The organism is Nocardia alni, from assembly GCF_019038435.1.
Classification (GTDB): Bacteria; Actinomycetota; Actinomycetes; order Mycobacteriales; family Mycobacteriaceae; genus Nocardia; species Nocardia alni.
Genome location: NZ_JAGPOX010000015.1, coordinates 33,442 through 59,993, shown reverse-complemented (window position 1 = coordinate 59,993; position 26,552 = coordinate 33,442). Strand labels below are relative to the sequence as shown.

The following is a 26,552-nucleotide window of genomic DNA, read 5'->3' as shown; positions in this document are numbered from 1 at the left end:
GACGGGTCCCGGTTTTCCAGTGTCCGCCCCGAGCCGCGGCGACGGGCCATTGCACGCCTACGAGCGCTACCGCACCAAGGACCCCGCCGAGGCTTCGGTCCTGACGGCCGGCGTCCTGTCCACGAACCAGTTGGTGGTGCGCGACCACGATGACCGATTCGAGGCCACCTGCCGCTCGGTCGGGGTTCACTCCACCTCCCTGCTGTACCTGACGTACGGCACCGACGTCGCCGTGGACGTTCCGCTACCTTCGCGCCGTGACTACCTGGCGATCCTTCTCCCGGTCTCCGGCCAGGTGCACATGCGGCATCAAGGTCGCGAGTTCGACATCGTGCCTGGGGAAACGGCGGGTGTCACGTACTCGCGGGACGCCTTGCACGCGCAGTGGAGCGATCGGGCGTCGGTACTCACGGTGCGCGTCGACTGGCACGCGGTCGAACTCGCGCTCGGGAACCTGCTCATGGAGTCGCCGCCCCCGGACCTGCGGGTCCAGACGGGCCCGATCGCCGGGCCGGCGCGCCGGTCGCTGTCCGGGGCAGCCGAACTGCTGGCCGCCAGTTACGACGAGAAGGACCCGGATTCCCCCCTTCCCCCGGTGGTCACGCGCCGCCTCGAGGAGCAGGTCCTCTTGGCTGTGCTGCTCGGACTGGACCACAACTACCGGGCCAGGCTGCTGGGCCAGGGGACGCGGCCGGGCCGGCGCGTCGTCCGCGAGGCGGTCGACCTGGTGTCGGCCGAGGAACAGGCCATCTGGACGATCCCCGCCCTCGCCCGTGCGGCGGGCGTCACCGTCCGGTCGCTCGAGCTGGGCTTTCGCAAGGAACTGGGTAAGACGCCGCGCGAGTTCGTCCGGGACCAGCGACTGATGCGCGCCCACGAGGACCTTCGGCGTGCCACTCCTGGAGACGGCACCACGGTCACCGAGGTCGCGTGCCGCTGGGGCTTCTGGCATGCCGGCCGGTTCGCGGCCGGCTACGTCGAGCGATTCGGCGTCAGGCCCGCCACGACACTGCGTTCCGGGGACGCCACCACGGTTCGCTAACTGGCACTTACGCCTTCGGCCAGCGACTCGGCCGGATGCGGCGCGGCTAATAACGTTTCCGATATGGCCATCGAGAGTCTTGAAGACAAGATCGCCGAGGCCGGCGGGGCGGTGAATATGCTGCGCACCTCGCGGGCCGGCGCTGCCCCGTTTCCCATTCCGCCTCAGTTCACCACGTGGCAGGACGAGCAGAGGTCCTGGCATGAGACCGCCGTAATATTCGACCAGTCCCAGCACATGACCGATGTCTACTTCGAGGGCCCCGGCGTGCGGCAGCTGCTGAGCGACGTGGCGGTCAACAGCTTCGCCACCTTCGGGGCGAGGAAGGCCAAGCAGATCATCGTGTGCAACCCCGACGGCCAGTACGTCGGCGACGCGATCCTGTTCGGGCTGAGCGAGGAGAAGGTCAGCATCGTGGGCGGCCCCTGCGCCGCGAACTGGGTCTCCTTTCAGGCCGAGCGGGGCGGTTACGATATCGCGATCAGTCGCGACGAAAGCGCGCTGGCCAACCCGGGCGAGCGCCTGCTGTTCCGCTATCAGGTCCAGGGACCCCGTGCCCTCGAAATCGTCTCGGCCGCACACGGCGCCCCTCTTCCGCGGATCAAGTTTTTCACCATCGGCGCCTTCGACATCGCCGGAATCGAGGTTCAGGCGCTCAACCACACCATGGTGGGCGTCCCCGGACAGGAGATGACCGGTCTGGAGATCTGGGGGCCCCGGGAGTCCGGGCCGCGGGTCCTGGAGGCGCTGCTTTCCGCGGGCGAGCAGTATGGCCTGCGGCAGGGCGGGGCGATCGCGTACTCCACCACAGCGCTGGAGTCGGGCTGGCTGGGCCTGCCCGTGCCCGGCATCTACGCCGGCGATGCCATGAAGGCCTACCGACAGTGGCTGCCCGCCAAGGGATTCGAGGCCGGCGCATCCCTGGGAGGCAGCTTCGCCTCGGACGACATCAACGACTACGTGCCGACGCCCTACGACCTCGGCTACGCGAACGTGATCAAGTTCGACCACGACTTCATCGGCGCCGACGCGCTACGGCGGATCCAGGCCGAACCGCACCGGCGGAAGGTTTGGCTGCGCTGGAACCGCGAGGACGTCACCCGCCTCCTCGGCGACGCTCTGTACTCGCCCGAACAGGACCGGCCCAAGCACCTGCAGACCCCCTACGCGGTCTACGCCACCTTCCAGTACGACGTGGTCATGCACGACGGCCGGGTGGCGGGCATCTCGAACCGCACCGGCTACACCGTCAACGCCGGAACGTGGTCCTCCCTCGCCATGATCGATGAGGAACAGGCCGTCGACGGCACCGAGGTCACCGTGGTCTGGGGCGACCCCGAGGGAGCCCGCCTGCGTCCCACCGTCGAGCCGCACGCCCTCAGAGAAGTCCGGGCGGTCGTGAGCACCCGGCCGCTGGTCTAGCGATCCGCCGCATCGCCCTGGTCCGCCCAGAGCTCCGCGCCGCACGCCCGGCGACACATGGCTTGGTTCAGAAAGAGAGTGTCATGACCGAAAATCCCTGCGATGCCATCGGCACACAAATACACCAGCGCATAACCGATTTGATCGCATCCGCGTCGCTGGAGGTGATTCCACTCGAAGGTGCGCGAGAAAAGGTGCGGGCGGCGCCGACGGGATCCACGGTAACGATCACGTGCTCACCGAAGTTCGGGCTCGAACGGACGCTGGAATATGCCACCACGACGGTTGCCGATGGCTACCGCGTGGTGCCGCATCTGGCGGCGAGGATGGTCCGGGACGAACAATCGTTGCGCCGATTCGTGTCCCGCGTCGTCGATTTGGGCGTGAACGACCTGTATGTGATCGGTGGCGACGCGGACGAGCCGTTGGGCAAGTTCTCCTCAGCTGCCGAGATACTCGACGCGTTGTCCGGATTCGCTCATGGGCTGGAGCGCATCGGCGTCGGATGCTACCCGGAGGGCCACCCGAAGATTCCGGACACTGACCTGCTGGAGGCACTGCTCGATAAACAGGTCCACGCCGACTACATGGTCAGCCAGCTGTGCTTCGACAGCGCCGCGCTGATGGACTGGATCGAGCAGATACGGGTGGCCGGGGTCCTGCTGCCACTGCGCATAGGTCTGGCCGCACCGATCAAGACGACGAAACTGGCGGAACTGTCGCTTCGGATCGGAGTGGGCCAGTCCATTCGGTATTTGACCAAGCAGCACGGAATGGTCGGCAGCCTGCTACTGGGCCGCTCCTACGCCCCGCAGGATCTGCTGCTGGACATGGGCGAGCGGCTGCTCGCCGAGGAGTTCGATATCGAAGGCCTGCACATGTTCACGTTCAACCAGGTCGAGGTGACCGTCGCGTGGCAGCGGCAGCTCACAGGACTGGCGTCCTCTCCCACACCGGAATGGCCGGAGAGATCAGCGTGATCGGGCAGCCCGGCGCCGGGCTGGTGCTCACTCTCTCCTGCCCGGACCAGCCCGGGATCGTGCTGGCGGTGGCCCGCTTTCTGGCCGACCACCGCTGCACGATCACCGAGAGCCAGCAATTCCGTGACCCCACACAGGCCCGGTTGTTCATGCGCGTGCAGTTCGAGCACGTCTACGGCCACGCGCCGGACCTACCCGAGTTGCGGCAGGGCTTCGCCTCGGTCGCGGGCGCCCTGACGATGTCGTGGCGGCTGACTCGAGCCGCGGATCCGCAACGTGTGCTGATCATGGTGAGCAAATACGGGCACTGCCTCAACGATCTGCTCTACCGCGCCTCGACCGGCGCACTGAACATCGTCGTGTCCGCCGTCGTATCCAACCATCCCGATCTCGGGGTGCTGGCGGACAACTTCGGGGTGCCGTTCCATCACGTGCCCGTCACCCCCGAGACCAGGGCCGACGCCGAGGCTCGACTGCTGGAACTGATCGCCGACCTGGATGTGGACCTGATCGTGCTCGCCCGGTACATGCAGATCCTGTCCGTCGATCTGTGCCACACGCTGGAGGGGCGTGCGATCAATATCCACCACTCGATACTGCCCAGCTTCAAGGGTGCCCGGCCCTACCAGCGGGCCCACGAGCGCGGAGTGAAGCTCATCGGAGCGACCGCCCACTACGTCACCGCCGATCTGGACGAAGGCCCGATCATCGAGCAGGAAGTGGCCCGCATCGACCATTCTCTGTCCGCGGATCAGGTCACCGCGCTCGGCCGGGACAACGAATGCCGGGCCCTCGCCCGGGCGGTCCGGTGGCATACCGATAATCGGGTGCTGCTCGACGGCGCTCGCACGGTCGTTTTCCGTTAGCCGCGACGATACGAGTCGCTATGTGTCCGTGGATGGTTCCACGGACGGCTCGGTAGCGCGGGCGGTCCAGCGGTCTTCCAGGCGGCCGAACCGCCAGACCGCGACCGCGACCATCCAGACGACCACGAACATCCCCGCGATGGTGAATCCCGCCTTGTTGATGTCGAAGTTGTTCATGAAGTTCCAGAAGGGCCCATCGAGGTCGAGTTCCTGGGACAGGACCTGGCACAGCTCGATGGTGCCGATCACGAACGCGACGAAGATCGACAAGCCGGTGACGATCATGTTGTAGTACACCTTGCGCACGGGTTTGGCGAAGGCCCAGCCGTAGGCGACGTTCATGAACATGCCGTCGACGGTGTCGAACAGGGTCATGCCGCCGGCGAACAGCAGCGGCAGCGCCAGCACCGCGTACCAGGGCAGGCCCTGGGTGGCCGCGGCGGCGGTCGCGGCGAGCAGCAGTACCTCGGTGGCGGTATCGAAGCCGAGGCCGAACACCACGCCGACCAGGAACATGTGCCGGGTCTTGGTGATCGAGTTCATCCAGCGCCGGAAGAACCGGTACATCAGACCGCGGTTCTGCAGCTGGCGCTCGAGTTCCCGCTCGTCCATCAGGCCGCGCCGCATGGATCGGAAGATCTTGACGATGCCCGCCAGGACCACCAGGTTCAGCAGCGCGATCAGGTACAGGAACAGCGCCGCGGCACTGGTGCCGATGGTGCCGCCGATGGTCTCGTAGGTGGAGTTCGGGTCGACCATCGCCCCGTAGACGGCCTTGGTGGCGATCACGATGCCCGCGCCGACGGCGACCAGGATCGAGGAATGGCCCAGGGCGAAGAAGAACCCGGTGCCCAGGGGCCGTTTGCCCTCGGCCATCAGTTTGCGGGTGACATTGTCGATCGCCGAGATATGGTCGGCGTCGAAAGCGTGCCGGGCGCCGAGCGTCCAGGCGGTGAACGCCACCCCGAGGCCGATACCCAGGCCGTTGTAATGGAAGTGGTGGGGCATGATGGCGAGCACGAAAATGCCCCAGCCGAAAAGGTTCATCGCCAGGATTATCAGGGCCATCCCGCCCAGCCTGGTTTGTTCCGCCCTGTTCAGGTTCGCGCGGAGCGTCCGCCACGCGGAGACGGTTCTTGTCACTGCCCATCCTCCCGATCAGACAGGGAGGATGCGGAGAGTTCTACCGGGACAACAGTTGTCGCGTCCACACGAACGCCCTTCATCCGAGGACCTGTGCCGACGATGAGGCTCAGGCGACCGGACTCGCCCCCGAGGGGGTTCACCGTTGCGGGACAGTGCCGGATTCACACCGGACTTCGCTGCGCCTCATCGGCCGCGGTAGTGTCCCGCGGCAGATTCGACGGTACCAGTCACCCGCCGGATGACCGGCACCGGCCGGACGCGCGATGAACAATGGGGCGATGCCGCCCGGACGGCATGCCCCACTTGTCCGCGCGCGGTGTCAGACGGCCTTGGCCTCGGGGTCCACACCCATCAGCTTGGCCAGGTTGCCGCCCATGATCTTCTTGCGGTCCTCGAGCTTCAGCTCGTCGAGTTCGTCGACCCATGTGACCGGGTCGAACAGACCCTCGGGGTGCGGGTAGTCGGAACCGAAGACGACGTTGTCGGAGCCGACCGTGTCGACCAGACCGAGCACATCCTCCTCGTGGAACGGATGCACGATGATCGAGCGCTGGAATGCCACCATCGGATCCTCGGCGAACGCATGCGGTGTGCGCTCGTAGACCCGCTGCAGGGTGTCGACCAGGGGCCGCACCCACGAACTGCCGTTCTCCACCGGCATGAACCGCAGCTTCGGGAACCGCGTGGCCAGCCCGTGGCCGATGATCGAGGAGACCACGTCGGTGATCCCGCGCGTCTGCGCGTGCAGGATCTCGCGGAATCCGTTCGTCTCGTGGCCGAACGGCAGGTACTCCCCCTGGTTGCCCTCCCACTCGTTGATGTAGCGCTGGTATCCGTCATCGGAGGCGTGCATACCGACCAGCACGCCGGATTCCTCGACGCGCTTCCAGAACGGATCGAACTCCGGCAGCGCGAACGAGCGGCGGGCGCCCTTGAGATCCGGCACCGGGGCGGGGCGGATCAGGATCACACGCGCACCCCGCTCCACCACGCGATCGAACTCGCGGATCGCCTCGTCGACGATCGGCAGCGTGATGACCGGCGTCGGGAAGATCCGCCCCTCGTACTCGTACGACCAGTGCTCGAACATCCACTCGTTCAGCGCGTGCACGACGGTGTGCGTCGCCTCCGCGTCGTCGGCGAGGCGCTCCTCCAGCAGGCTGGCCAGCGTGGGCCACATCAGCGCGCGGTCGATGCTCAGCTCGTTCATGAGCTCGAGCCGATCCTTGGGATTGAAGAAGCCCGGCAGCGCCTCGATGTACCTGGGCGGGTCGGCGAGGACCTTGTCGCCCTCCTTCGGCGCCTTGGTCCGGGACGCCGGATTCTTCAGCTTGAACTCGACCTCCTGCGCACCGGGAGGGGCGACCTTGTTGAAGGTCGGGTTGGGGATGTACTCGCTGATGACGTTCCGCAACGCGATCTTGGTGCGGCCGTTGACCTGGACGTACTTCACCAGGCCGGCATGACTGCTCGGCAGGTACTTGGTGAACGCGTCCGTGGTCTCGTACATGTGGTTGTCGGCGTCGAACACCGGGAAGTCCAACTTCCTGGACATGACCGTTACCTCCGGGCAACTCGTGGATCTCTGTATCCTCACGATAGCACTAAATTAAACACTGTCTAGTTATCTGCGAAATCGACAAAAGTTGCTGTCGGCGTGGGGAATTCGCGAAGACATGCAGGGGCGCATGCGCCGTGAGCTGCGGAGACGAGGGGACTTTACAGAGACACCATTAACGTCGTTAACCACGAACAGACCGATGACCTGGGGCGTTCGGCCGGAACACGAAGATCCGTGCCCGCACAAGGTTTTCAGCCGTTGGCGATGAGGACCTTCCACCCGGTGAGCAGGGCCTCCAGCTCGAGCTGGAACAGCCGCTCGGCGGCCTTCGGCGTCGCGCGGACGACCTTTTCGAGATTGGGCTGCTCGCCCTGGCCGCGCAGTCCGAGTCGTTCGTGCAGTGGCAGGCGCCGGAGGTTCATCATCGCCGCGCCGTAGGCCATGGTCTCCATGCTGTCGATGATCGGATAGCACAGCCGCTTGGGCACTCCGGACTCGAGCATCATGGTCACGATGTACTCGCGCGGGATATTGACGAGTACGCGCCCGGCGCCGGGCTGCATGAGCGGAGCGGCGTTCGGGTGCGTGAGCAGGGAGGTGCGATAGCGCGTCACCGACTCGACCACGTACTGCTCCCACGTGCCGCCGGGGATCCGGGGAATCACCTCACGCGCGAGCACCGTCTCGACCACGCCGCGCAGGATCTCCTCCTTGTCCGCGAAGTGGTGGTAGAGCGCCGCACCGGTCACGCCGAGTTCGGTGCCGAGCCGACGCAGGCTCAGCGCCTCGAGCCCATCCCTGTCGATGATGTCCAGCGCCTTCGTGATCACTTCCTCGCGATCCACCAGGGGGACCTTCGGACGTCCCATCCGTCAGTGTCCTCCAGTCGTCGGGTCGGTGTCGGAGCGGTTATCTAACAATGTAAAGTATTTGGCACGGGTGCACCATAGACTCGCGGGCCACCGGCGGTGGCGTATACGACCGGGTCCGGTCGAGGAGGACATTCGAGTGATCATCAATCATATCGCCGACCACCACGGATGGGCTGGGCCAGTCCGCCCTTCGAGCACATCGGTATCGTGCGACTGATGGTGTTCTCAGATCAGTCGGCCGGGTTGGTCGCGCAGCTGGCGAGTTTCGACCGGATCGCCGCCCCCCTGGACGGACGGCGTGCGGCCGCGGTGGCCATCGCACTGAGCGAGGAGCACGGCCGCTTGACGTTCTGGCTGACCAGGCGCACCTCCGAACTCCGCGACCACCCCGGCCAATTCGCCTTGCCCGGCGGCCGATTCGACACCGGCGAGGACGCAGTCGCCGCGGCGCTGCGTGAATTGCACGAGGAACTCGGCATCACGGCCGAGCGTGAGCAGGTTCTCGGCCTGCTGGACGACTACCCCACCCGATCCGGCTATGTGATGACGCCCGTCGTGGTGTGGATCGGCGACGAGCCCACACTGTCACCCAATCCGGCCGAAGTGGCCGAGGTGTTCCGGATTCCGGTCACCGATCTCGATGTGGAGCCGCGTTTCCTGGACATACCCGAGTCCGATCGGCCGGTCATCCAACTGCCGCTGCTGGACCGGCTGCTGCACGCGCCGACCGGTGCGATCCTCTACCAGTTCCGGGAGATCATGCTGCACCAGCGCGTCACCCGCGTCGCCGACCTGGAGCAGCCCGTCTGGGCATGGCGCTGACGGACCGTGCGCGGCCTCGGCACGAATCGATCCAGCTGGCGCAGTCGGCCCAACCCCGACCCCGACAATGCCGGTCAGGTGATCCGCTCGAAGATCGCCGCAAGCCCCTGCCCGCCACCGATACACATCGTCTCCAAGGCGAAACGCTGTGCACGGCGGTCGAGTTCGCGCAGCATGGTGGTGAGGATCCGCACACCGGTCGCCCCGACCGGATGGCCCAGCGAGATCCCCGAACCGTTCACGTTGAGCCGATCGAAGTCGCCCGCGGTGAGTCCCCACGCGCTGGTGCACGCGAGAACCTGTGCCGCGAACGCCTCGTTGAGCTCGATCAGGTCGATATCCTTCAGCTCCAAGCCCGCCCGCGCCAGCGCGGCCTGCGACGACGGCACCGGGCCGATGCCCATTCTGGACGGTTCGACACCGGCGACCCCCCAGGTCACCAGGCGCGCCAGCGGCCGGAGCCCGTGCTGCTCCGCCTTGTCCCGCGTGGTCACGATGCACGCGGCCGCGCCGTCGTTCTGACCGCTGGCGTTCCCCGCGGTTACCGTCGATTCCGCATCGGCCTTGCGGCGCACCGCCTTCAGCGCGGACAACGATTCGATCGACGCGTCGGGCCTGGGATGTTCGTCGCGGTCGTGCTCGACCTCGCCCCTCCTGGTCGACACCGTGATCGGGACGATCTCCTGCGCGAATCGGCCGTCCTGCTGCGCGGCCACCGCGCGGCGATGGGAGGTCAGCGCGAGTTCGTCCTGGGCCTCCCGGGTGATCGAGTACTCCTTGCGCAGGTTCTCGGCGGTCTCGAGCATGCCGCCGGGCACCGGATAGTGTTTGCCGCCCGCGGTGACCCGGCCGCGGCCGATGCGATCGGCCAGGGCCGTCGACTCACCGCGCAGCCCGAAGCGAAGTCCCAGCGCGTAGTGCTCGGCCTGGCTCATACTTTCCGCGCCGCCGGCGATCACCAGATCGCAGATACCGGTCTGCACCCGCATCGCGGCATCGATGACCGCCTGCAGTCCCGAACCGCAGCGCCGATCGAGCTGCAGGCCGGGAACCGTCACCGGCAGCCCGGCGTCGAGTGCGGCGACTCGACCGATCGCCGGCGCCTCACCGTTCGGATAGCACTGACCGAACAGCACATCGTCGACATCCGAACCGTCTATTCCGGTGCGCCGCATTAGTTCTCGAAGAACGGAACTGGCGAGGTCGGCGGCAGGCACATCTTTGAACATGCCCCCGTAACCGCCGACCGGACTCCGTAATGGCTCGCAGATCACCGCGTCACGCATCGTGCACTTCCTTCGAAATATATTCGGCGGCAACAGGATCAGCTCGGCAGCGCGTAGTCCTCGAGCAGACGCCGGCCGATGATCATGCGCTGGATATCGGCGGTGCCCTCACCGATCAGCAGCATGGGCGCCTCGCGATACAGCCGCTCGATCTCGAACTCCTTGGCGAAGCCGTATCCACCATGGATACGGAAGGAATCCTCGACGACGTCGCGGCAATATTCGGAAGCGAGATATTTCGCCATCCCCGCCTCGAGATCGTTGCGATTACCGGCGTCCTTGATCCGCGCGGCGCGCACGACCATCTGATGTGCCGCCTCGACCTTGGTTCCCATCTCCGCGAGACGGAAAAGAATCGCCTGGTGATCGGCGATCCGCTTACCGAAGGTCCGGCGCTGCTGGGCATAGGAGACGCCGAGTTCGAAGGCCCTGTTGGCGACACCGGCCGCGCGGGCGGCGACGTTGACGCGCCCGACCTCCACTCCGTCCATCATCTGGTAGAAGCCACGGCCCGGCACACCACCGAGAATCCGATCGGCGGCGATCCGGTAATCGTCGAACAGAAGCTCGGTGGTGTCGACCCCCTTGTAGCCCATCTTCTCGATCTTGCCGGGAATCATGATTCCCTCCGCGATCTCGCCGAATCCGGGCTCCTTCTCCACCAGGAACGTGGTCAGGTTGCGATGCGGCTTGTCCTGGCCCTCGGGGGTGCGCACCAGCACCGCGACGAGGTTGGCGGAACCGCCGTTGGTCAACCACATCTTGCGGCCGGTGATCGAGTACCCGTCGCCGGTCGGGGTCGCGGTCGTCTTGATCGCGCTGACGTCCGAACCGAGATCCGGTTCGCTCATCGAGAACGCGCCGCGCACCTCACCTGTCGCCATCCGCGGCAGATACTCCTGCTTCTGCGCACTCGTACCGTGCTGCAACAGCAGGTAGGCGACGATGAAGTGGGTGTTGATTATCCCGCTCACGCTCATCCACCCGCGCGAGATCTCCTCGACGACAAGGGCATACGTGAGCAGCGATTCACCGAGCCCGCCGTACTCCTCGGGGATGGTGAGCCCGAAGATGCCCAGATCCTTCATCTGCTCGACGATCTCGCTCGGATACTCGTCGTCGTGCTCGAGCCTGGTCGCGACGGGCAGGATCTGATTGTCGACGAACTTCCGCACAGCGCTCAGAATGTCGCGCTGCACATCGGTCAAACCCTCTGTGGCACAGAGCTTGCTCATTGTTGCTCCCATCAGCAGTCGTCGAGGATCTCGCGGAACCGACGCAGATCACACACCGGATCGTCGCCGACCGGCGTCACCTGGACAACGGTCACGCCGCGTTCGCGGCAGGCGGCCAACCGGGCCCAAAGCGGCGACATAGATGGGTATCTCGGAGCGCAAGGGCCGCTCGACGATCTTCAGCGGCTTGCCGAGTCCGGTCCCGCCGGGCAGCGGAATGCGGTAGCGGGCGCCGTCGTGTTCCAGGCGCTCCCGGCGCCAGACCTTGCGGCAGATCTCGATCACGTCCCGGGTCCGGCCCAGCGGCGCGTCGTAGGCAACGCCGTGCCATCCCTCGACGACCTGCGGACCGCTGACGCCCAGACCGAGGCTGAACCGCCCTTGGACACCCGGTCGAGACCGGCGGCGGTGCGCGAGGCCTCGTCGACATCGGCGGCCGGCGGAAGCATCACAGCCAATCGGAATACGGACATCACGGATCACCTCGGTAGTTTCAGGCGTCCCGCAGCCGCTGTGCCGGCTCGGCCGCCGAATCCGGCAGCCACGCCGCCCGGTGGCGCTGTACCGCGACTGGGGATCCTCGTTGTGCCCGAACCGCTTCCGGGCTACAGGCGTGCACGCTCCTCGATTGTGCTATCGGTTCGGCGCAGCGGGCGGATGAGCCCCTCCTGGGTGAACGAGGCGATCAGCTCGCCCTGTTCGGTGTGCACGGTGCCGCGAACGTAGGACATGCCGGCGCCGACCTGGGTGCTCTCGTGGGTGTAGAGCAGCCAGCCGTCCCAGGAGACGGGTTCGTGGAAGCTGACGCTGATGGTCATCGGTGCGGTGGACACCGTGAGATGCGCTTGGGCGGTGCCGATTCCGGGATGCGCCCGCATCGTCGTCGAGATGGCCAGATGTCCGGTGAAATAGGCGAGCAGCGCCTTGGCCAGATCGTCCCGGGCGGGGGTGGAGTCGTAATGCAGCCAGGCGTGCAACTCCGGCGGGCCGACCTCATCGGGACTGTTGATGTTCTGCACGCCGACGAACCGCACTTCACGCCCGCTCATCGGCATCGATGCGAGGTTCGCGTCGGCGGGCGCGCCGACATCGGGGCGCGCCGCGTGGTGGCGGATGACGTCGGCGGACGGAACATCTGCCAGCAGGGTCACGGTGACACAGGACTTGCCGTTCTGCCGAGCGGTGATCACGGCGGTCGCCATCGACCGGCCCTCGTGAACGACGTCGACGGAGAGCTCGACCGGTTCGCCCACCAGGACCGCGCGGGCGAACACCGCGTACGCCGAGCGGATCGACTTGCCCTGGAACCGTTTCGCACCGGCGACGATCGCCTGCGCCAGCACCTGGGTTCCCTCGACGACCTGACGGTCGTCCTCGCCGGCCAGTCCGGTCTCGCCGGTGAACCGATCGTCGCCCGCGGGCGCCGCATCGAACAAACCCAGCAGTCCGTCCACCGACCACAGCACGTGACCCGAATCTATGGTCATATCTCGATCATCTCTCGTCGCGCTCCGCTCATACCGCCCTCGCGGATACGGTATATCCAACCGATAGCCATACTGTAACAAATACCGTTCCAGCATCGAGCGATTCGGCGACTACCGGTACGGTCGCCGCCGGCCGATGCTAGAATGTCATTCTAGCATCGGCATAATAGCGCTACCGAAATTGAGAACGTTATTTCCCTCCGAGAGCTCGACCGGGTGGCCTTCGCCGTCGCCCGGGCGAACGTCCTGCCGGCCCGGCCCGCCGATCACTCATCGCGGGAGCCCCCCGCTCGCGGCGCCTGAGCCCTCTTCGATGACTTCAGTACCTGCTTGGCCCGGTCGAGCAATGCGTCCAGCCCGGCCTCGTAGACGCGGTCCTGCACGAGGCTGAGACTATGTCCCTCCGCGACGAATTTCGCCAGGATGGGCATGGCGTTCTGATCGATCGGCGGGATCATCTGCACCCCGACCGCCGTGTCGAGCCCCTCGCTGCGCTCCAGCATCGCGAAACCCCGGCTGTGCCCGGCGAGTGAGTAGTACGTCTCCAGTGCGTCCTGCGGGCTGAAACCCGCCCGCACGAGCGTGGCGAAGATGGCCTCGAGCCGCTCGAACGCGACACGGCTCGGATGGGCGCCGTACGAGGCGGTGTGCATGATCAGGAGATCACACAGTACCGGGTTGTCCCGGAACAGCTTTCGCATCTCCATGAAGTGATCGCGCAGGCGTTCGTACCAGGCGCCCGTGCCGGTGAACGGCAGTGCGATCTCGTACTGTTCGAGCGCACGGTCGCGCATGGACTCCAGCAGTTGATCCTTGCTGTGGAAGTACCAGTAGATGCTCGTGACCCCGACGTCCAGCCGTCGTGCCAGCGCCGGCATGCTGAGCTTCTCCACCGACACCTCAGCGGCCAGGCCGAACGCACCGTTCACGATCTCATCGACGGTGATCGAACCACGCTCGCGACGCTGCCGCCGCGGCGTCCGAGTACCGCTCGACTCCTGGCGCACAATTATCCTTCCGGTAAGCGATTCCGTTGTCATCGAACATGCCGTGGTGATCGAACGTAGCAGTCTTGTCGCAGGTGAATCCGCCTCCATCGGGTGCATCCCTGTCGATCCGGACCCGTGAAGTGCGGGAGACGGCCCGGGTCACGACCCGGCCGGTGTACTGACCGACTATACAGTAATGACTTACGGTAACTATTTCTATTTCTCCGGCCGGCACCACGATCCCGTGCGCGGCACGGGGATCCCACACCACCAGAACCACAGGCACACCTCCTGGGACTTTCGCCGAATCCCTTGCGGAAAGCACTTACGATAAGGTAATTCGATATAGTGGGCGTCGTCACAATCGCAGCCCGGAGGCCACCCACCATCCCACCCGTCACGCACCAGCCCCCCGTCACGGCACTCACCGACACACGCACTGGAGCACACGATGATGAGCAGGCCACTGGAGGGATTTCGCGTCCTGGAGGTCGCCATGTACGGGTTCGTCCCGTCGGCGGGCGCGGTGCTCGCCGACTGGGGCGCCGAGGTGATCAAGGTCGAGCACGCCGTCACCGGCGACCCGCAGCGCGGCCTGCGCCGGATCGGCGCCTTCGTCGTGGAGGGCGACCCGAACCCGAACATCGAACACGCGAACCGGGGTAAGCGCAGCGTCGGCATCGATATGTCCAAACCCGAAGGGCAAGAGGTCATCTACGAGCTGGCCAAGACCGCGGACGTATTCCTCACCAGCTTCCTGCCCTCGGCGCGAACCAGATTCGGCATCGACGTCGAGCACATCCGGGCGGTCAATCCGGCCATCGTCTACGCTCGCGGCAGCGGCCTGGGTCCGCGCGGCGCCGAATCCGACAGGGGCGGCTACGACATGACGGCCTACTGGTGCCGCGGCGGCGTCGCCGCGACGATCACCCCGCCCGATATCGAGGGCATGATCGGACCGCCCGGACCCGCGTTCGGTGACACCATCTCCGGCACGAATCTGGCCGGCGGAATCGCGGCGGCCCTGGTCAAGCGCGAACGCACCGGTGAGCCTTCCGTCGTCGACGTCTCGCTGCTGTCCAGTGGCCTGTGGTCGATGGGCCACACCATCGCGTTGTCCGCCTACGCGGGCGAGCCGCTGCTGGCCGGCCCGACCGGCTCACACGGGGCTATGGCCAATCCGCTGGTCGGCGTGTACGCCACCAAGGACGGGCGGCATCTGTCGTTCGTGATGTTGCAGCCCACCAAGTTCTGGGCCGACGTGTGCCGCCACATCGATCGGCCGGACCTGGCCGACGACCCACGCTTCGAGACCGTCGCCTCGATCGCCGAGCACACCGACGAGGCTGTCGAGATCCTGAAGGAGGCGATCGGCGGCCGGACCCTGGGCGAATGGACCGGACGCCTCAGCACCCTGGCCGGTCCGTGGGCACCCGTTCAGGACGCCCTGCAGGTGCTCGACGATCCGCAGATCCAGGCCAACGAGTACATCCGGACGGCCGGTGAACTCCGATTGGTCTCGAGTCCGGTCCAATTCGATGTCACCGCACCGGATCTGGCTCCGGGACCGGAATTCGCCGCCCAGACCGACGAGATCCTGCGGGAACTCGGCATGGACTGGGATCGCATCGTCGCACTGAAGACCGCGGGAGCGGTGACGTGATCGGCTCTCGTCAGGGCCGCAGCAACGGTACGACTACCATATTCGACCGAAGAATTGGAACACCGCAGTGAACAATCCTGGCACAGCAACGGAATCCGATACCCCGCGGCGCAGCTACCACTTCGACCGGCACACCCCGGAGTATCGGCGCCAATTCGAGACGATCACCAAGGATATGCAGGAGAAGTGTCCGGTCGCGTGGACCGAGACCTACGGCGGCCACTGGGTCGCGGCCGGCAACCGTGAGGTGTTCGAACTCGCCCGCTGCCCCTACGTATCCAATGATCGCGACCTGACCGGGGAGCGCCCCGCCTACCAGGGCATCACCATTCCCTCGGGCCAGGCCGCCATGCCGATCCGCAACGGAATCCTGGAAATGGACGATCCCGAGCACCGGTTGTATCGGTCGGTGCTCAACCCGTACCTCTCACCCGCCGCGGTGAGCCGCTGGGTTCCGTTCATCGACGAGGTAGTCCGCGCAAGCCTCGACGAGAAGATCGAATCCGGCCGGATCGATTTCGTCGACGAGCTGGCCAATATCGTCCCGGCCGTGCTCACTCTGGCCATGCTCGGTGTGCCGCTGAAGAATTGGGAGATCTACAACGAGGCGGCGCACGCCTCGGTGTACACGCCACCGGACTCTCCCGAAATACAGCGGGTCCAGGAACTGCACATGACCATGGGCACGGACCTCATGCAGAACCTGTACGAAATCCGCGAGCAGCCCCGGCCCGGCCTGATCGATGCCATGGTACGCATGCGGATCGATGGCGAGCCCGCGACGGAGCTCGATCTGCTCGGACAGCTCGGTCTGCTCATCGGCGGCGGTTTCGACACGACCACCGCGCTCACGGCGCATTCGCTCGAATGGTTGTCGCAGCACCCCGGTGAGCGCGAAACGCTCAGCCGGGAAAGGGATCTGCTGCTCGACTCGGCCACCGAGGAATTCCTGCGTTTCTTCACACCCGCGCCCGGCGACGGGCGGACGGTCTCGGAGAACTGCGAGATGGCCGGGCAGCAGTTCAAGGAGGGCGAGCGCCTGTGGCTGTCGTGGGCGATGGCGAACCGCGATCCCCAGGTCTTCGAAGATCCGGATACGGTGATCCTGGATCGTAAGGGCAACCGTCACTACAGCTTCGGGCTCGGTGTCCACCGCTGTATCGGATCCAACGTGGCCCGCACGGTCTTCAAGCGGATGCTCACGGCGGTGCTCGACCGGATGCCGGATTTCGTCTGCGATCCGGACGGCGCCGTACATTACGACACCATCGGGGTCATTCAGGGCATGCGTCATCTACCGGCGAGTTTCACACCCGGGCCCCGGCTGGGCGCGGGTCTGGAGGAAACCCTGGACCGCCTGCAGCGGATGTGCGACGAACAGGGCCTCGCCGCGCCGGTCACCGCGGGGCGATCGGACGCCGAATGACACCCGTCCGGGCCCGGGTGGCGGCGAAGGGAATCAACCCGTGCTGTTGGATGTGACGGCCGATCAGGAGTTCTTCCGGGCGACGACCGAAAAGTTCCTGCGCGGTCAGGTTCCCGCCGACGAAATACGGCGGTTGCGGCACACCGAGGCCGGATTCGATCCGGAGTACTGGCGGCGCGGCGCCGAACTCGGCTGGGTATCGCTGCTGGTCGACGAGGCGGTCGGCGGTGGCACCATCAGCGGTCGCCCGGTCGCCGAATTCACCCTCGTCGCCTACGAATTCGGGCGGCATGCCGCGCCGGGGCCGTTGATTCCGGCGAACGTCGTTGCGGCGGCGTTGCGGGACACCGGAACTCATCCGACGGTCGTCGGAGAACTGGTGGCGGGCAACGCGATCGGCACGTGGTGCCACACCGAGCCGATGACCCGCGACGGGTTCGGCGCGGTGAATCTGACCATCCGCCGGGACGGCACGGACCTGGTCCTCGACGGCGTGAAACGCCCGGTGGAATATGCCGGTTCGGCTCGCTACCTGCTGGTCACCGGGCGCATTGGCGAGGCTCTCACCCAGGTGCTCGTGCCCGCGGACGCCCCGGGCGTATCCATCACACCGCTGAATTCGCTCGACCTCACCCGCCGGTTCGCCACCGTCACCTTCCAGAACGTCCGGATCCCCGCCGATGCCGTGGTCGGCACGATCGGCGGTGCCGACCGGCAGATCGAGCGGCAGACGCAGCTCGCGCTGGCCGGACAGTGCGCGGAAACCGTCGGCGCGATGCAGACCGGCTTCGAGATGACGATGGAGTGGGCCGCGGACCGATATTCCTTCGGCCGGCCCCTGGCGTCCTACCAGGCGTTGAAACATCGCTTCGCGGACCTGAAGTCGTGGCTGGAGGCGGCGCACGCCATCGCCGACGCCGCGGCCACGGCCCTGGACACGCGGGCCGCGGATGCGGCCGAACTGGTCGGCGCGGCCAAGGCCTTCATCGGCGTGCACGGCGTGGAACTGCTGCAGGACTGCGTGCAGTTGCACGGCGGCATCGGCCTGACCTTCGAGCACGACCTGCATCTGTTCCTGCGCCGGGCCGCGGTCAACCGCGGCCTGTACGGGACGCCCGCCGACCACCGGCAGCTGATCGCCGACCGTCTCGTGGAGCAGGAAGGACTGGCATGAGCGTCGACATCGAGGACATCGAGGACTTCCGGCTGCGGGCTCGCACGTGGATCCGCGACAACCTGGGCCCGTACGTGCCGGAGACGGCCGCCGGGCTGCACAATGTCCCGCGCGAGGAGCAGTTGGCCGCGGTCGCCGCCGACCGCGCGCTCCAGCGCGCGCTCTACGAGGCCGGATTCGCCGGAATCGCGATTCCCGCCAACTACGGCGGCCAGGGCTTGACCGCCGCGCACCAGCACGCCTTCAACGAGGAGCTGTCCGGATACGAATACCCCAGCCGGTTCCAGGCCCCGACCATGTCCCCCTGCGCGGCGGTACTGCTGGAATTCGGTACCGAGGCGCAGAAGAAGCAGCACATTCCGGCCATGCTGCGCGGCGAGGAACTCTGGATGCAGTTCCTGTCCGAACCATCCGGAGGCTCCGACGTGGCGGCCGCGCTGACCACCGCGGTCCGCGACGGTGAGGACTGGGTGCTCAACGGCGCCAAGATCTGGACCACGGGCGCGTGGTGGTCGGACTGGGCGCTGTGCCTGGCGCGCACCAACTGGGATGTGCCGAAACATCGCGGGCTGACGGTGTTCATCCTGCCCATCCATCAGCCGGGCGTCGAGGTGCACCAGATCGAAATGCTCAACGGCGCCAAGGACTTCTGCCAGGAATTCATCACCGATGTGCGAGTTCCCGACACCGACCGGGTCGGCAAGATCGACGACGGATGGACCGTCGGCACCCGGTGGATGTTCCACGAGCGCATGCTGTTGAACTCCCCCTACGTCACCTATCCGGTCGGGACCGCGCGGGCGGGCATCACGACCTCGCCCGCCCGGATCGCCTCCGACGCAGGCGTTCTGGACGATCCCCGCATCCGTGACCTGATCGGCGAGGCGCACACCCTCGAACTGGTGAGCCGCGCCCTGCAAGAGCGCATCACCACCGGCGTGCGGTCCGGGAAACTCTCCCATCAGGCCGCGGCCATCGGCAGGCTGTTCGGCGGCGTCACCCATGTGCGCGCCGCGGCAATCGCTTTCGAGATCGCCGGATCCGGCGGCGCGGTATGGGACCAGGACGAGCACACCGCCGCCGCGGCCGGTGAGTCGTTCCTCATGCGGCAGGTGTCCACGATCGGCGGCGGCACCACCGAGATGGCCCGCAACGTGATCAGCGAGCGGGTGCTCGGCATGCCGCGGGAATCGGCGCCCGACCCCAACCTCCCGTTCCGGGAGGTGCCCCGCAGCAGGGGAACCCGATGACACGAGAAAGCCGAGAAACCATGACTTCATCGACAGAGGGCGGCACGAGCTCCGCACCGGCAGAGATCCCGCTGGTCGACTACCTGGCGCTCGAACCCGCGCCGCACCTGGTGGCCAATCGCTGCCGGCAGTGCGGGGCCCGGTTCTTCGACCGGCGCAACGCCTGCGCGAAATGCTTCGGGACCGAATTCGATTCGGTGGACATCGCGACCGAGGGCACGGTCCGGACCTTCTCCATCGTCATGGTGGCGGCGCCCGGCGTCGAGGTGCCGTACGTTCCCGCGGTCGTCGACTGCGACGGCACCAGCGTGCGCGCCAACCTCGTCAACATCGAACCCACCAGCGACCGCGTCAAACCCGGGCTGAAGGTTCGCCTGACCACCTTCCCCATCGGCGCCGACGCCACCGGCTCGGTCGGCGTGGGCTTCGGATTCGAACCGATCGGAGCATAGATATGAGCGTCGACTCCGTGTGGATCCTCGGCATCCACATGACCAAATTCGCCAAGCACAAGGACAAGGACCTGGTCGACCTGGCCAGCGAGGCGGCCCAGGGCGCTCTCGCCGACGCCGGGGTCACCATGGACAGGATCGGTGTGCTGGCCTCGGGCAATCTCATGTACGCCCAGACCGGGCTCGGGCAGCAGTTGCAGAAGCAGATCGGCCAGACCGGCATCCCGGTCTACAACGTCTCCAACGCGTGCGCCACCGGCGCCACCGCGCTGCGCACCGCGATCATGGCCATCAAGGCGGGCGAATGCGACTTCGGCCTCGCCGTCGGCGTCGAAAAACTCTCCGGCGCCGGACTTCTCGGGGTATCCGCGAAGCCGCCGCGCGCCGAGACCTGGACCCGTTCGGGACGCTTCGGTGCGATCGAGCCGCTGGACGGCCGCATCGGCACCGACACGATGCCCGGCGTCTTCGCCCAGATCGGTCTCGAGTACGAACACAAATACGGCGGAACCGATTTCGAACTGTTCGCGCGCATCTCCGAGAAGAACCACGCGCATTCGACCCTGAACCCGCTTGCCGCGTACCAGAAGCGGCTGACGCTCGAGCAGATCATGGGCGATGTGATGATCGCCTACCCCAACACCCGGCCCATGTGCTCGGCCAACACCGACGGCGCGGCGGCCGCGGTCGTGGTCAGCGGCGAGCGACTGCGCACGCTGTCTCTCGAACAGCGCCGGCGGGCGATCAAGATCTCGGCCTCGGTCCTGACCACCGATCCCTACGAGGAGGCGTGCCAGATCCTGCCCAACGTCAACACCCTCACTCGCAACGCCGCACAGACCGCCTACGAACAGGCCGGCGTCGCACCGGACGATCTCGACCTGGTCGAACTGCACGACTGCTTCGCCACCGCCGAACTCGTGCACTACGACAACCTGATGCTGTGCGAGCCGGGCAACGCCGTCGACTTCTTCAAGTCCGGGGCCACCTGGCGCGACGGCCGGACTCCGGTCAACGTCTCCGGTGGGCTCGAATCCAAGGGGCATCCGATCGGCGCCACCGGCATCGCCAATATCTGGGAGGTCGCCACGCACCTGCGCGGTGAGGCGGGGCAGCGGCAGATCGAGGGCGCCACGGTCGGGCTCGCCCATGTGATCGGGCTCGGATCCGCCTGCGGCGTGCACATTCTGGAGAAGGCTGGGGTCTGACGCCGCGAGATCTCGCCACAAGTGCGGCCCGCGGACGCACTCGCCGAAGCGATGGCTCACGGTGGGACCGGCGGTTTCGCCGGGCCGACGCGCTCGCGGGTGACAACGCCCGGACAACATCCCCGCAGCGGCCCTTGACGACGTCCCGCGAAGACAGGCGTGGTCGAGCGGTTGTCGCCGCTGTCGGTACCCCCGATTCGGATCGTGGACCACTGTGGAGGGCGCATGGGGGCAGGGAACCGGTGAAGCCGGCACGCACTGCTGGTGCCCGCGAGCCGGTGCACACCGTGCGCCCGGAAACACCGGCGCAGGGACGCGGCCGCCCGCGTGACGCCGACGTCGACCGCCGGATCATCGAGGCCGTCCGGCAGGTCTACACCGATCCGGCCTGAATCCGGCCATCACCGCCGTGGCCGGGATTGCTGTGCGCCCGCGCTATTTCCCACCCGCTGACCTGCACGGTGTCCGCCACGCCACCGACGAACTCATGGCAGACATCGTACGGCGATCCGGACGTCCCTACGTGAACTGCTACGCCACGACCTTCACGGCGGGCTGATACGAGCCACCCCCGGCTCGGAATATTCGGGTGGGCGCGGTGTCGCGCCGACCAGGCTCAGTGATCGCCGCCAACTGCGGCGGTGGAGGTTCCATCGTCCGGCATCGGGACGCCGGACCGAACGGCATTGCTGAACACCGGGCGGCTCACCGCGGCGGTCGCCGGGGTGGTGTCGAGGGGGCCGTCGCTATGGCTGAACAGGCTCGGCGACGGCGGATATTCATCATCCATACCTGTATCCTCCTCCTGGATCAGGCTCACAGCCAATCGAGCCCCAGTTCCGACCGGCGAGTTCGCCAACCTGGGGGGCGGCTCGGTCCCCGCTCCCACGCGGACCGGGTGTGTGCTACAGCACGCTTTTGGGAGACTGCGCCGGAATGTGGCATGATTGAGGGCGAGTACGGGTTGTTGAACAGATCGATCGCTCGGCTCACTACAGGAAAGTAACAAGAAAAGTAATGACGCAAGGCAGTGTGAAGTGGTTTAACGGCGAAAAGGGCTTCGGGTTCATCGCGCAAGACGGTGGCGGCCCCGACGTTTTCGTCCACTACTCCGAGATTTCCGGGTCCGGGTTCAAGTCCCTCGACGAGGGACAGCGTGTCGAATTCGAGATCGGCCAAGGTAAGAAGGGCCCGCAGGCCCAGCAGGTCCGCGCCATCTAGTAGCTGGCTGACCTGAACAGAAACCCGCGCAACGGCGCGGGTTTCTTGCTTTTCAGGGGACGCAGGGCCGCGGATGGCCAGCTCTGCGGCGCGTTCCCCGTCGACCCGACGAGAGACCACGACCCCACCCCTCCCCCGGGCGCACGAGCGAGACCACCACGGGTAGACCTGTCACGGGCACCTGCTGATACTCGGCCGGAGACCCCGCAGTAGTTTCGGGCGGTGCGGACGACAGCCGCCTGTCAGGTGTTCGGGCCGAGTACTCGGGTTCGTACCCGGGGTGACCATTGCACGTACTTCGACGTCCGTTCCATCGAAGTGACGGATATAGACGAATCGTCCGGTTTCGCCGTCATAGGGACCCCCACTGATCGTGGTCGCGCATGTGGCGAACTCGACGATCAACTGGACCATCTCATCGACGATCACCGGGCCTATCGTCGTGCGGTATCGGTCGGCCTGTTCGGGTGAGCCGGCGATGATCACGAAAACACCGATCACGGCGAGTTCGGCCCGTTCGAAGGGAATCTGAGATCCGCTGGGGCGCCGACAAGTTTCTCGAAGGTCGGCGGCGCTGCGTCGAGATCGGCGACGAACCGCCGGGCCCAGGTCTTCACTATCCGCACGTTCGCGAAGTCACTGTGCGTCGACCACGGTCTCACCGCTTCCGCGTACCGATCCGGCTGACCCGCTCTGCCTGACACCGTCGGGGCCAGGCAGCGGCGGCCGCGATCGGGATCAGGAGTTCCGTTTCTGGTATGCGTCGACCAGTTCCTTCGGCAGACGGCCCCGGGCCGAGACTTTGAGGCCTTCCTCTTGGGCCCAGTCGCGAATCTTCACAATCTCGACTTTGCTCAGCCCCGAGGGCTTGGGCGCGGCCGCGGAGGTGCGGCGAGCGCGTCCGCCAACCTTTCGGGCTGCCTGGACATACGGCTCGAATATCGCATAGAACTTGTCGCGATTCTTGGCGCCGAGGTCGATCTCGTATTCCACGCCGTCTATCGCGAATGTGATCGTAGGATCCGGTACAATTTGGGTGTCGATTCGATCGCCTGACACATCATCGAAGGTTTCCACCAACGTCTTTTTTGCCATTGCGCTAATCTAGCATTTCCCGGCCGGATGCGCCAAACATCGCATGAGTGCCCCCTGGGTAAAGTCATCCTATTGCCTTATGGAGCCGAGGGTGGACCATCCGCAAACCCGCTACCAGTGATCATGGTCGTTTTCCATACGAGCGCCGCCAAGGCGTTGCCCCCGGCACATCGGTTGTGTCGGCGGCACACCCGCCTGCCGGTTGCCCAGCCGGTCAACCGGCAGGCGGGTGGTCTCCAACGCCATCCAGGACAATCAGGGTCATCACGACACCTAATGCGCGATAATGCGCGCTGCGACATGGCGGCACATCTCCACGGAAAGTCGGGTAATACCCCTCCGCGGACATCGGTCCGGACGTCGCAATGTCGGAATTGGTCGACCGGGTAATCATCCCGAAAACACTCGGCAAACCGCTGAACGAGTTGCGAAACCTGCTGATCCCGGTCGGCCCGGACCGGCAGAGCCCGACATCACGGAGGCGCTCGCTCGTCCGCGGATCGCCCAGAACGCGCAAGCGATCCTGGCCCGCGCCGAATGACAGGAGAAATTGCCGCTCGGCGCTCAGCAGAGGACGTCGACCGCGCGCATCAGAGATCCAGGAGCTCCGCGAGAGTATTGCCCAGGACGCGATCACGCAGTTCACCCGGGGGCGTGTCCCGTTCCACCGCGACCCGCGCCAGGACAGGATCCCCATACGGAGCATCCGAGCCGAACACCGCGCGCTCGGGAACCTCCTTGATCGCGAACCGAACTGCGAACACCACGGGGGCCGTGGACAGTTCGATGTACATATTGGGGTTCTCCCGAACCAATTCGATCGCCGATAGCCAGTTGAGCCCGCCGAGTTGGCTGATCACCAGTGGTACGCGTCGATAGCGGCGGGCGAGACTGGCCAATATCCGCAGATCCTCCTGCGTGGTCGGGGCGAATCCGTGTACCACCACCGGTAGTCCCCCGTGCTCCGCCGAAGCTCGCAGGACCGGCTCGATCAGCGCGGCTCGGCCCGGCGGCGGCGTCAATTCTCCGATACCCCGCAATCCCCGGCCTACTACTTCACGCTCGACATAAGCTTCGACCTCCTTTGCGGGCAGATCCAGGCGCACGGTCCCGAAACCGATGAAACGATCCGGGTATGCCGCCAGCGCGGCGTCCAATTCCTGCCACGCCGAGCGATAGACGCTCTCGTCCTTCCCGCCACCCCCGAGCGCGGCAGTAAGCGCGCCCATCTCGGTGCGAAGCGAAATCTGCCCGCTCCGGATGCGGTCGAGTGGCGAACAGAACCGCACGGTCCACCCCGGCCTCGTCCAACAGTTTCAGATGCGTCCGCACCGGATCGTGCACATGACTATGGGCGTCGATGATCAAGGAATTGCCTCCTGTCGGGCCGCGGAATACAGCGACGGAAGCAGTGTTGAACGTTGTCACAGCGACAAGGTCAACACGAACAGGAGCACGGCCCCATGCTGATCGGTGAACTGGCCGAACGCACCGGCACCACCGAGCGGCAACTGCGCTACTACGAAAGCGCGGGATTGCTGACCGCATATCGCAGAGCGAACGGGTACCGCGACTACGACGACACCGCCGAAAGCATCGTCACCCGAATCCGAACGCTGCTGGCCGCCGGGCTCTCGATTCGACTGATTCGCCAGGTCATGCCTTGCGCGCTATCCGACGGATCGCTGCGCCCCTGCCCCGGAATCCTCGAAACACTGCGTACCCAGCTGACCCGAATCGACCAACGGGTAACCGAGCTGACGCAGGCACAGGAAGCCCTCCGCCGGACAATAGCTTTCGCCGAACATATCGAGGCGGCGGCGCCTCCGATCACACAGCAGTCGCCGTAAGCGTCGACTCAGAACAGGATGGTCATCCCCGCGTCCACATTGAACGTCTGTCCGGTGATGAAGCTGGCGGATTCACCGGCGAGAAAGGTGACGATCCCGGCAATCTCGCCCGGCCGGCCCCAGCGGCCGAATGCCGTTCGGTCCGCCAGGAATTGGGTGAAGGCGGAATCGTGCAGCATCCCGGCGTTGGCTTCGGTCGCGAACGGACCGGGCGCCACCGAGTTGACAGTGATGTGGTGGGTGCCCAATTCGGCTGCGAGACTTCGGGTCAGTCCGTCGAGGGCCGCCTTCACGACGCTGTAGGCGATGTCGCCCGCGCGGCCGAGCTGGCCGATGACCGAGGAGATGTTGATGATCCGGCCCGGCGTCTCTCGGGTGATCAAATCCTGGGCGATCAGACGGCTGAGCTGGTAGGCCGAGGTGACGTTGGTGTGGAACAGCCGCGTCAGGCCTTCCGGCGGAAGATCGCCCAGGCCGCGGCGGTCGCGGTGCCCGACGTTGTTGACAAGCACGTCGATGGGGCCGAGGTCGTCCAGGGCCCGCCGGGTTGCCTCCGGATCGGTCACGTCGAAGGCGGCCGATATGGCATCCAGGCCGTCGGCGCGCAGTTTCGCGACCGATGCGGCGAGTGCGTCCTGGGATCGACCATTGACGATCACCCGGGCGCCTGCCACCGCCATGCTGTGGGCCATCTCCAGGCCCAACCCGCGCGCCGATCCGGTGATCAGCGCCGTACGGCCGGTAAGTGTGAATGGAGACGTGCTGGTCACTTCGGCCAACCTTCACTGAAACAGTTGTTTCAGTGAGCGTATCGTATCGTCGGGATGTGCGGAACGACCAAGGCGCGCCCCCGGCTCATGTCCAGCCCGTCCCCTCGGCCCGCCGGATCGAATTGCTGGCGGCGTGCTACGGCTACGCTCTCGATCACGGTCTGGCCGGGGTATCGCTGCGGACGCTGGCCGCAGCGGTCGGCAGCAGCCCGCGAGTGCTCCTGTATCTGTTCGGCAGCAAGGATCAGTTGATCCGCGAGGTGCTGGCCCACGCCCGGCACCGGGACATCACCCAGATGACGGCCGTGCTGGAAACGGTCGATCCCGTCGGGGAGGACACCTATGGCGCTGCGGCGCAAAGGATATGGGAGTGGTTGTCGGCGCCGGAGCAGCGAGCGATGACACGGCTGAACTACGAGGCGTTCCTGCGATCGGTCGGCCACGATCCAGGCCCCTGGGCGGGCTTCGCCACCGAATCCATCAACGACTGGAAGGATTTGCTGCTCCGCCACCTGCCCGGCGTACCCATCGACGTGGCTCAGGCCCGCGCCACTCGCTCGCTGGCTCTGATTCGCGGTCTACTGCTGGAACTGCTCGCCGACGCCGACCCCGTCCGTGTCACCGCTGCGACACAACAGGGCTGGTGAAAATAGGCGACACCCGGACAGGACCGCCGCAACCCTGCCGATGATCTTGTAGCGTTCCGGATACCGCCGCGAGCGGACCACCCCGTTC

Annotated in this window: 26 protein-coding genes, 1 pseudogene and 1 riboswitch; of the genes and pseudogenes, 15 read left to right on the top strand and 12 right to left on the bottom strand. The window is 66.1% G+C overall.

Features of this window, described 5'->3' with window-relative positions; translation table 11 throughout:
* Positions 1 to 19 precede the first annotated feature (19 nt).
* The 4 genes from JZ791_RS08705 to purU all read left to right on the top strand — a co-directional run bounded on the left by JZ791_RS08705 (position 20) and on the right by purU (position 4,310).
* The gene (locus tag JZ791_RS08705; protein ID WP_216893683.1) at positions 20 to 1,042 is read left to right on the top strand and encodes an AraC family transcriptional regulator; all 1,023 of its coding nucleotides are present in this window, start codon (positions 20 to 22) and stop codon (positions 1,040 to 1,042) included.
* A gap of 63 nt (positions 1,043 to 1,105) precedes the next feature.
* The gene (locus JZ791_RS08700) at positions 1,106 to 2,464 is read left to right on the top strand and encodes a hypothetical protein (protein WP_216893682.1); all 1,359 of its coding nucleotides are present in this window, start codon (positions 1,106 to 1,108) and stop codon (positions 2,462 to 2,464) included.
* Positions 2,465 to 2,547: 83 nt separating this feature from the next.
* On the top strand, positions 2,548 to 3,444 hold the full coding sequence (locus tag JZ791_RS08695; protein WP_216893681.1) for a methylenetetrahydrofolate reductase: 897 nt from the start codon (positions 2,548 to 2,550) through the stop codon (positions 3,442 to 3,444).
* Positions 3,423 to 4,310 carry a formyltetrahydrofolate deformylase gene (gene purU, locus JZ791_RS08690; protein ID WP_216893712.1) on the top strand — a complete coding sequence of 296 codons (888 nt, stop codon included), beginning with the start codon at positions 3,423 to 3,425 and terminating at the stop codon, positions 4,308 to 4,310. The genes JZ791_RS08695 and purU overlap by 22 nt, the downstream gene beginning before the upstream one ends.
* Before the next feature lie 18 nt (positions 4,311 to 4,328).
* Here purU and nicT read toward each other — a convergent pair whose 3' ends face one another.
* From nicT to JZ791_RS08675, 3 genes are all read right to left on the bottom strand, one after another.
* Complete coding sequence (nicT, locus tag JZ791_RS08685; RefSeq protein WP_308162847.1) at positions 4,329 to 5,453, bottom strand: Nickel transporter NicT; 1,125 nt, start codon at positions 5,451 to 5,453, stop codon at positions 4,329 to 4,331.
* 61 nt (positions 5,454 to 5,514) lie between these two features.
* Positions 5,515 to 5,658, bottom strand: a riboswitch (adenosylcobalamin (AdoCbl) riboswitch).
* A gap of 117 nt (positions 5,659 to 5,775) precedes the next feature.
* On the bottom strand, positions 5,776 to 7,011 hold the full coding sequence (locus JZ791_RS08680; RefSeq protein ID WP_216893680.1) for an amidohydrolase family protein: 1,236 nt from the start codon (positions 7,009 to 7,011) through the stop codon (positions 5,776 to 5,778).
* 257 nt (positions 7,012 to 7,268) lie between these two features.
* Positions 7,269 to 7,886 (bottom strand): TetR/AcrR family transcriptional regulator, encoded by a 618-nt coding sequence (locus JZ791_RS08675; protein WP_216893679.1) that lies wholly within the window; start codon positions 7,884 to 7,886, stop codon positions 7,269 to 7,271.
* A gap of 219 nt (positions 7,887 to 8,105) precedes the next feature.
* On the opposite strand from JZ791_RS08675, the gene JZ791_RS08670 reads away from it, so the two are divergent.
* Positions 8,106 to 8,711 (top strand): NUDIX hydrolase, encoded by a 606-nt coding sequence (locus tag JZ791_RS08670; protein ID WP_216893678.1) that lies wholly within the window; start codon positions 8,106 to 8,108, stop codon positions 8,709 to 8,711.
* A gap of 74 nt (positions 8,712 to 8,785) precedes the next feature.
* On the opposite strand, the gene JZ791_RS08665 is transcribed toward JZ791_RS08670, so the two are convergent.
* The 5 genes and pseudogenes from JZ791_RS08665 to JZ791_RS08645 all read right to left on the bottom strand — a co-directional run bounded on the left by JZ791_RS08665 (position 8,786) and on the right by JZ791_RS08645 (position 13,726).
* A complete protein-coding gene (locus JZ791_RS08665) occupies positions 8,786 to 9,997 on the bottom strand; it encodes an acetyl-CoA C-acetyltransferase (protein WP_216893677.1) in 1,212 nt (403 codons plus the stop codon).
* Positions 9,998 to 10,035: 38 nt separating this feature from the next.
* Positions 10,036 to 11,232 carry an acyl-CoA dehydrogenase family protein gene (locus JZ791_RS08660; protein WP_216893676.1) on the bottom strand — a complete coding sequence of 399 codons (1,197 nt, stop codon included), beginning with the start codon at positions 11,230 to 11,232 and terminating at the stop codon, positions 10,036 to 10,038.
* A 120-nt stretch (positions 11,233 to 11,352) separates the two neighbouring features.
* Positions 11,353 to 11,642: pseudogene (locus JZ791_RS08655) on the bottom strand (LLM class flavin-dependent oxidoreductase); the annotation flags it as partial.
* A 195-nt stretch (positions 11,643 to 11,837) separates the two neighbouring features.
* Entirely contained in the window at positions 11,838 to 12,719 is an 882-nt protein-coding gene (locus JZ791_RS08650) for an acyl-CoA thioesterase (RefSeq protein WP_216893675.1), read from the bottom strand.
* A 266-nt stretch (positions 12,720 to 12,985) separates the two neighbouring features.
* Positions 12,986 to 13,726: a TetR/AcrR family transcriptional regulator gene (locus JZ791_RS08645; protein ID WP_216893674.1), complete on the bottom strand. Its 741-nt coding sequence runs from the start codon at positions 13,724 to 13,726 to the stop codon at positions 12,986 to 12,988.
* A 436-nt stretch (positions 13,727 to 14,162) separates the two neighbouring features.
* Here JZ791_RS08645 and JZ791_RS08640 point away from each other — a divergent pair, with 436 nt between their 5' ends.
* The 7 genes from JZ791_RS08640 to JZ791_RS08610 all read left to right on the top strand — a co-directional run bounded on the left by JZ791_RS08640 (position 14,163) and on the right by JZ791_RS08610 (position 21,273).
* A complete protein-coding gene (locus tag JZ791_RS08640) occupies positions 14,163 to 15,371 on the top strand; it encodes a CaiB/BaiF CoA transferase family protein (RefSeq protein ID WP_216893673.1) in 1,209 nt (402 codons plus the stop codon).
* Positions 15,372 to 15,438: 67 nt separating this feature from the next.
* Positions 15,439 to 16,797: a cytochrome P450 gene (locus tag JZ791_RS08635; protein ID WP_308162846.1), complete on the top strand. Its 1,359-nt coding sequence runs from the start codon at positions 15,439 to 15,441 to the stop codon at positions 16,795 to 16,797.
* 40 nt (positions 16,798 to 16,837) lie between these two features.
* Positions 16,838 to 17,971, top strand: a complete 1,134-nt coding sequence (locus JZ791_RS08630; RefSeq protein WP_216893672.1) for an acyl-CoA dehydrogenase family protein — start codon at positions 16,838 to 16,840, stop codon at positions 17,969 to 17,971.
* The gene (locus JZ791_RS08625) at positions 17,968 to 19,221 is read left to right on the top strand and encodes an acyl-CoA dehydrogenase family protein (RefSeq protein ID WP_216893671.1); all 1,254 of its coding nucleotides are present in this window, start codon (positions 17,968 to 17,970) and stop codon (positions 19,219 to 19,221) included. The genes JZ791_RS08630 and JZ791_RS08625 overlap by 4 nt, the downstream gene beginning before the upstream one ends.
* A 20-nt stretch (positions 19,222 to 19,241) precedes the next feature.
* Positions 19,242 to 19,673, top strand: coding sequence for a Zn-ribbon domain-containing OB-fold protein (locus tag JZ791_RS08620; RefSeq protein ID WP_216893670.1), 432 nt, complete (start codon positions 19,242 to 19,244; stop codon positions 19,671 to 19,673).
* A 2-nt stretch (positions 19,674 to 19,675) separates the two neighbouring features.
* Positions 19,676 to 20,881 (top strand): thiolase family protein, encoded by a 1,206-nt coding sequence (locus JZ791_RS08615; protein WP_216893669.1) that lies wholly within the window; start codon positions 19,676 to 19,678, stop codon positions 20,879 to 20,881.
* 242 nt (positions 20,882 to 21,123) lie between these two features.
* The gene (locus JZ791_RS08610; protein ID WP_216893668.1) at positions 21,124 to 21,273 is read left to right on the top strand and encodes a hypothetical protein; all 150 of its coding nucleotides are present in this window, start codon (positions 21,124 to 21,126) and stop codon (positions 21,271 to 21,273) included.
* Positions 21,274 to 21,497: 224 nt separating this feature from the next.
* On the opposite strand, the gene JZ791_RS08605 is transcribed toward JZ791_RS08610, so the two are convergent.
* Positions 21,498 to 21,671 (bottom strand): hypothetical protein, encoded by a 174-nt coding sequence (locus JZ791_RS08605; RefSeq protein WP_216893667.1) that lies wholly within the window; start codon positions 21,669 to 21,671, stop codon positions 21,498 to 21,500.
* A 227-nt stretch (positions 21,672 to 21,898) separates the two neighbouring features.
* On the opposite strand from JZ791_RS08605, the gene JZ791_RS08600 reads away from it, so the two are divergent.
* Entirely contained in the window at positions 21,899 to 22,102 is a 204-nt protein-coding gene (locus JZ791_RS08600) for a cold-shock protein (RefSeq protein WP_216893666.1), read from the top strand.
* Positions 22,103 to 22,840: 738 nt separating this feature from the next.
* Here JZ791_RS08600 and JZ791_RS08595 read toward each other — a convergent pair.
* Both JZ791_RS08595 and JZ791_RS08590 read right to left on the bottom strand, forming a co-directional pair.
* On the bottom strand, positions 22,841 to 23,197 hold the full coding sequence (locus JZ791_RS08595) for a histone-like nucleoid-structuring protein Lsr2 (RefSeq protein WP_216893665.1): 357 nt from the start codon (positions 23,195 to 23,197) through the stop codon (positions 22,841 to 22,843).
* Between the two features lie 590 nt (positions 23,198 to 23,787).
* Positions 23,788 to 24,426, bottom strand: a complete 639-nt coding sequence (locus JZ791_RS08590) for an amidohydrolase family protein (protein WP_216893664.1) — start codon at positions 24,424 to 24,426, stop codon at positions 23,788 to 23,790.
* Between the two features lie 234 nt (positions 24,427 to 24,660).
* On the opposite strand from JZ791_RS08590, the gene JZ791_RS08585 reads away from it, so the two are divergent.
* The gene (locus JZ791_RS08585) at positions 24,661 to 25,047 is read left to right on the top strand and encodes a MerR family transcriptional regulator (protein WP_216893663.1); all 387 of its coding nucleotides are present in this window, start codon (positions 24,661 to 24,663) and stop codon (positions 25,045 to 25,047) included.
* Between the two features lie 8 nt (positions 25,048 to 25,055).
* Here the strand turns inward: JZ791_RS08585 and JZ791_RS08580 are convergent, their stop codons facing one another.
* Positions 25,056 to 25,817, bottom strand: coding sequence for an SDR family oxidoreductase (locus JZ791_RS08580; protein ID WP_216893662.1), 762 nt, complete (start codon positions 25,815 to 25,817; stop codon positions 25,056 to 25,058).
* 56 nt (positions 25,818 to 25,873) lie between these two features.
* Here JZ791_RS08580 and JZ791_RS08575 point away from each other — a divergent pair, with 56 nt between their 5' ends.
* Positions 25,874 to 26,464: a TetR/AcrR family transcriptional regulator gene (locus JZ791_RS08575; protein ID WP_216893661.1), complete on the top strand. Its 591-nt coding sequence runs from the start codon at positions 25,874 to 25,876 to the stop codon at positions 26,462 to 26,464.
* Positions 26,465 to 26,552: the final 88 nt, after the last annotated feature.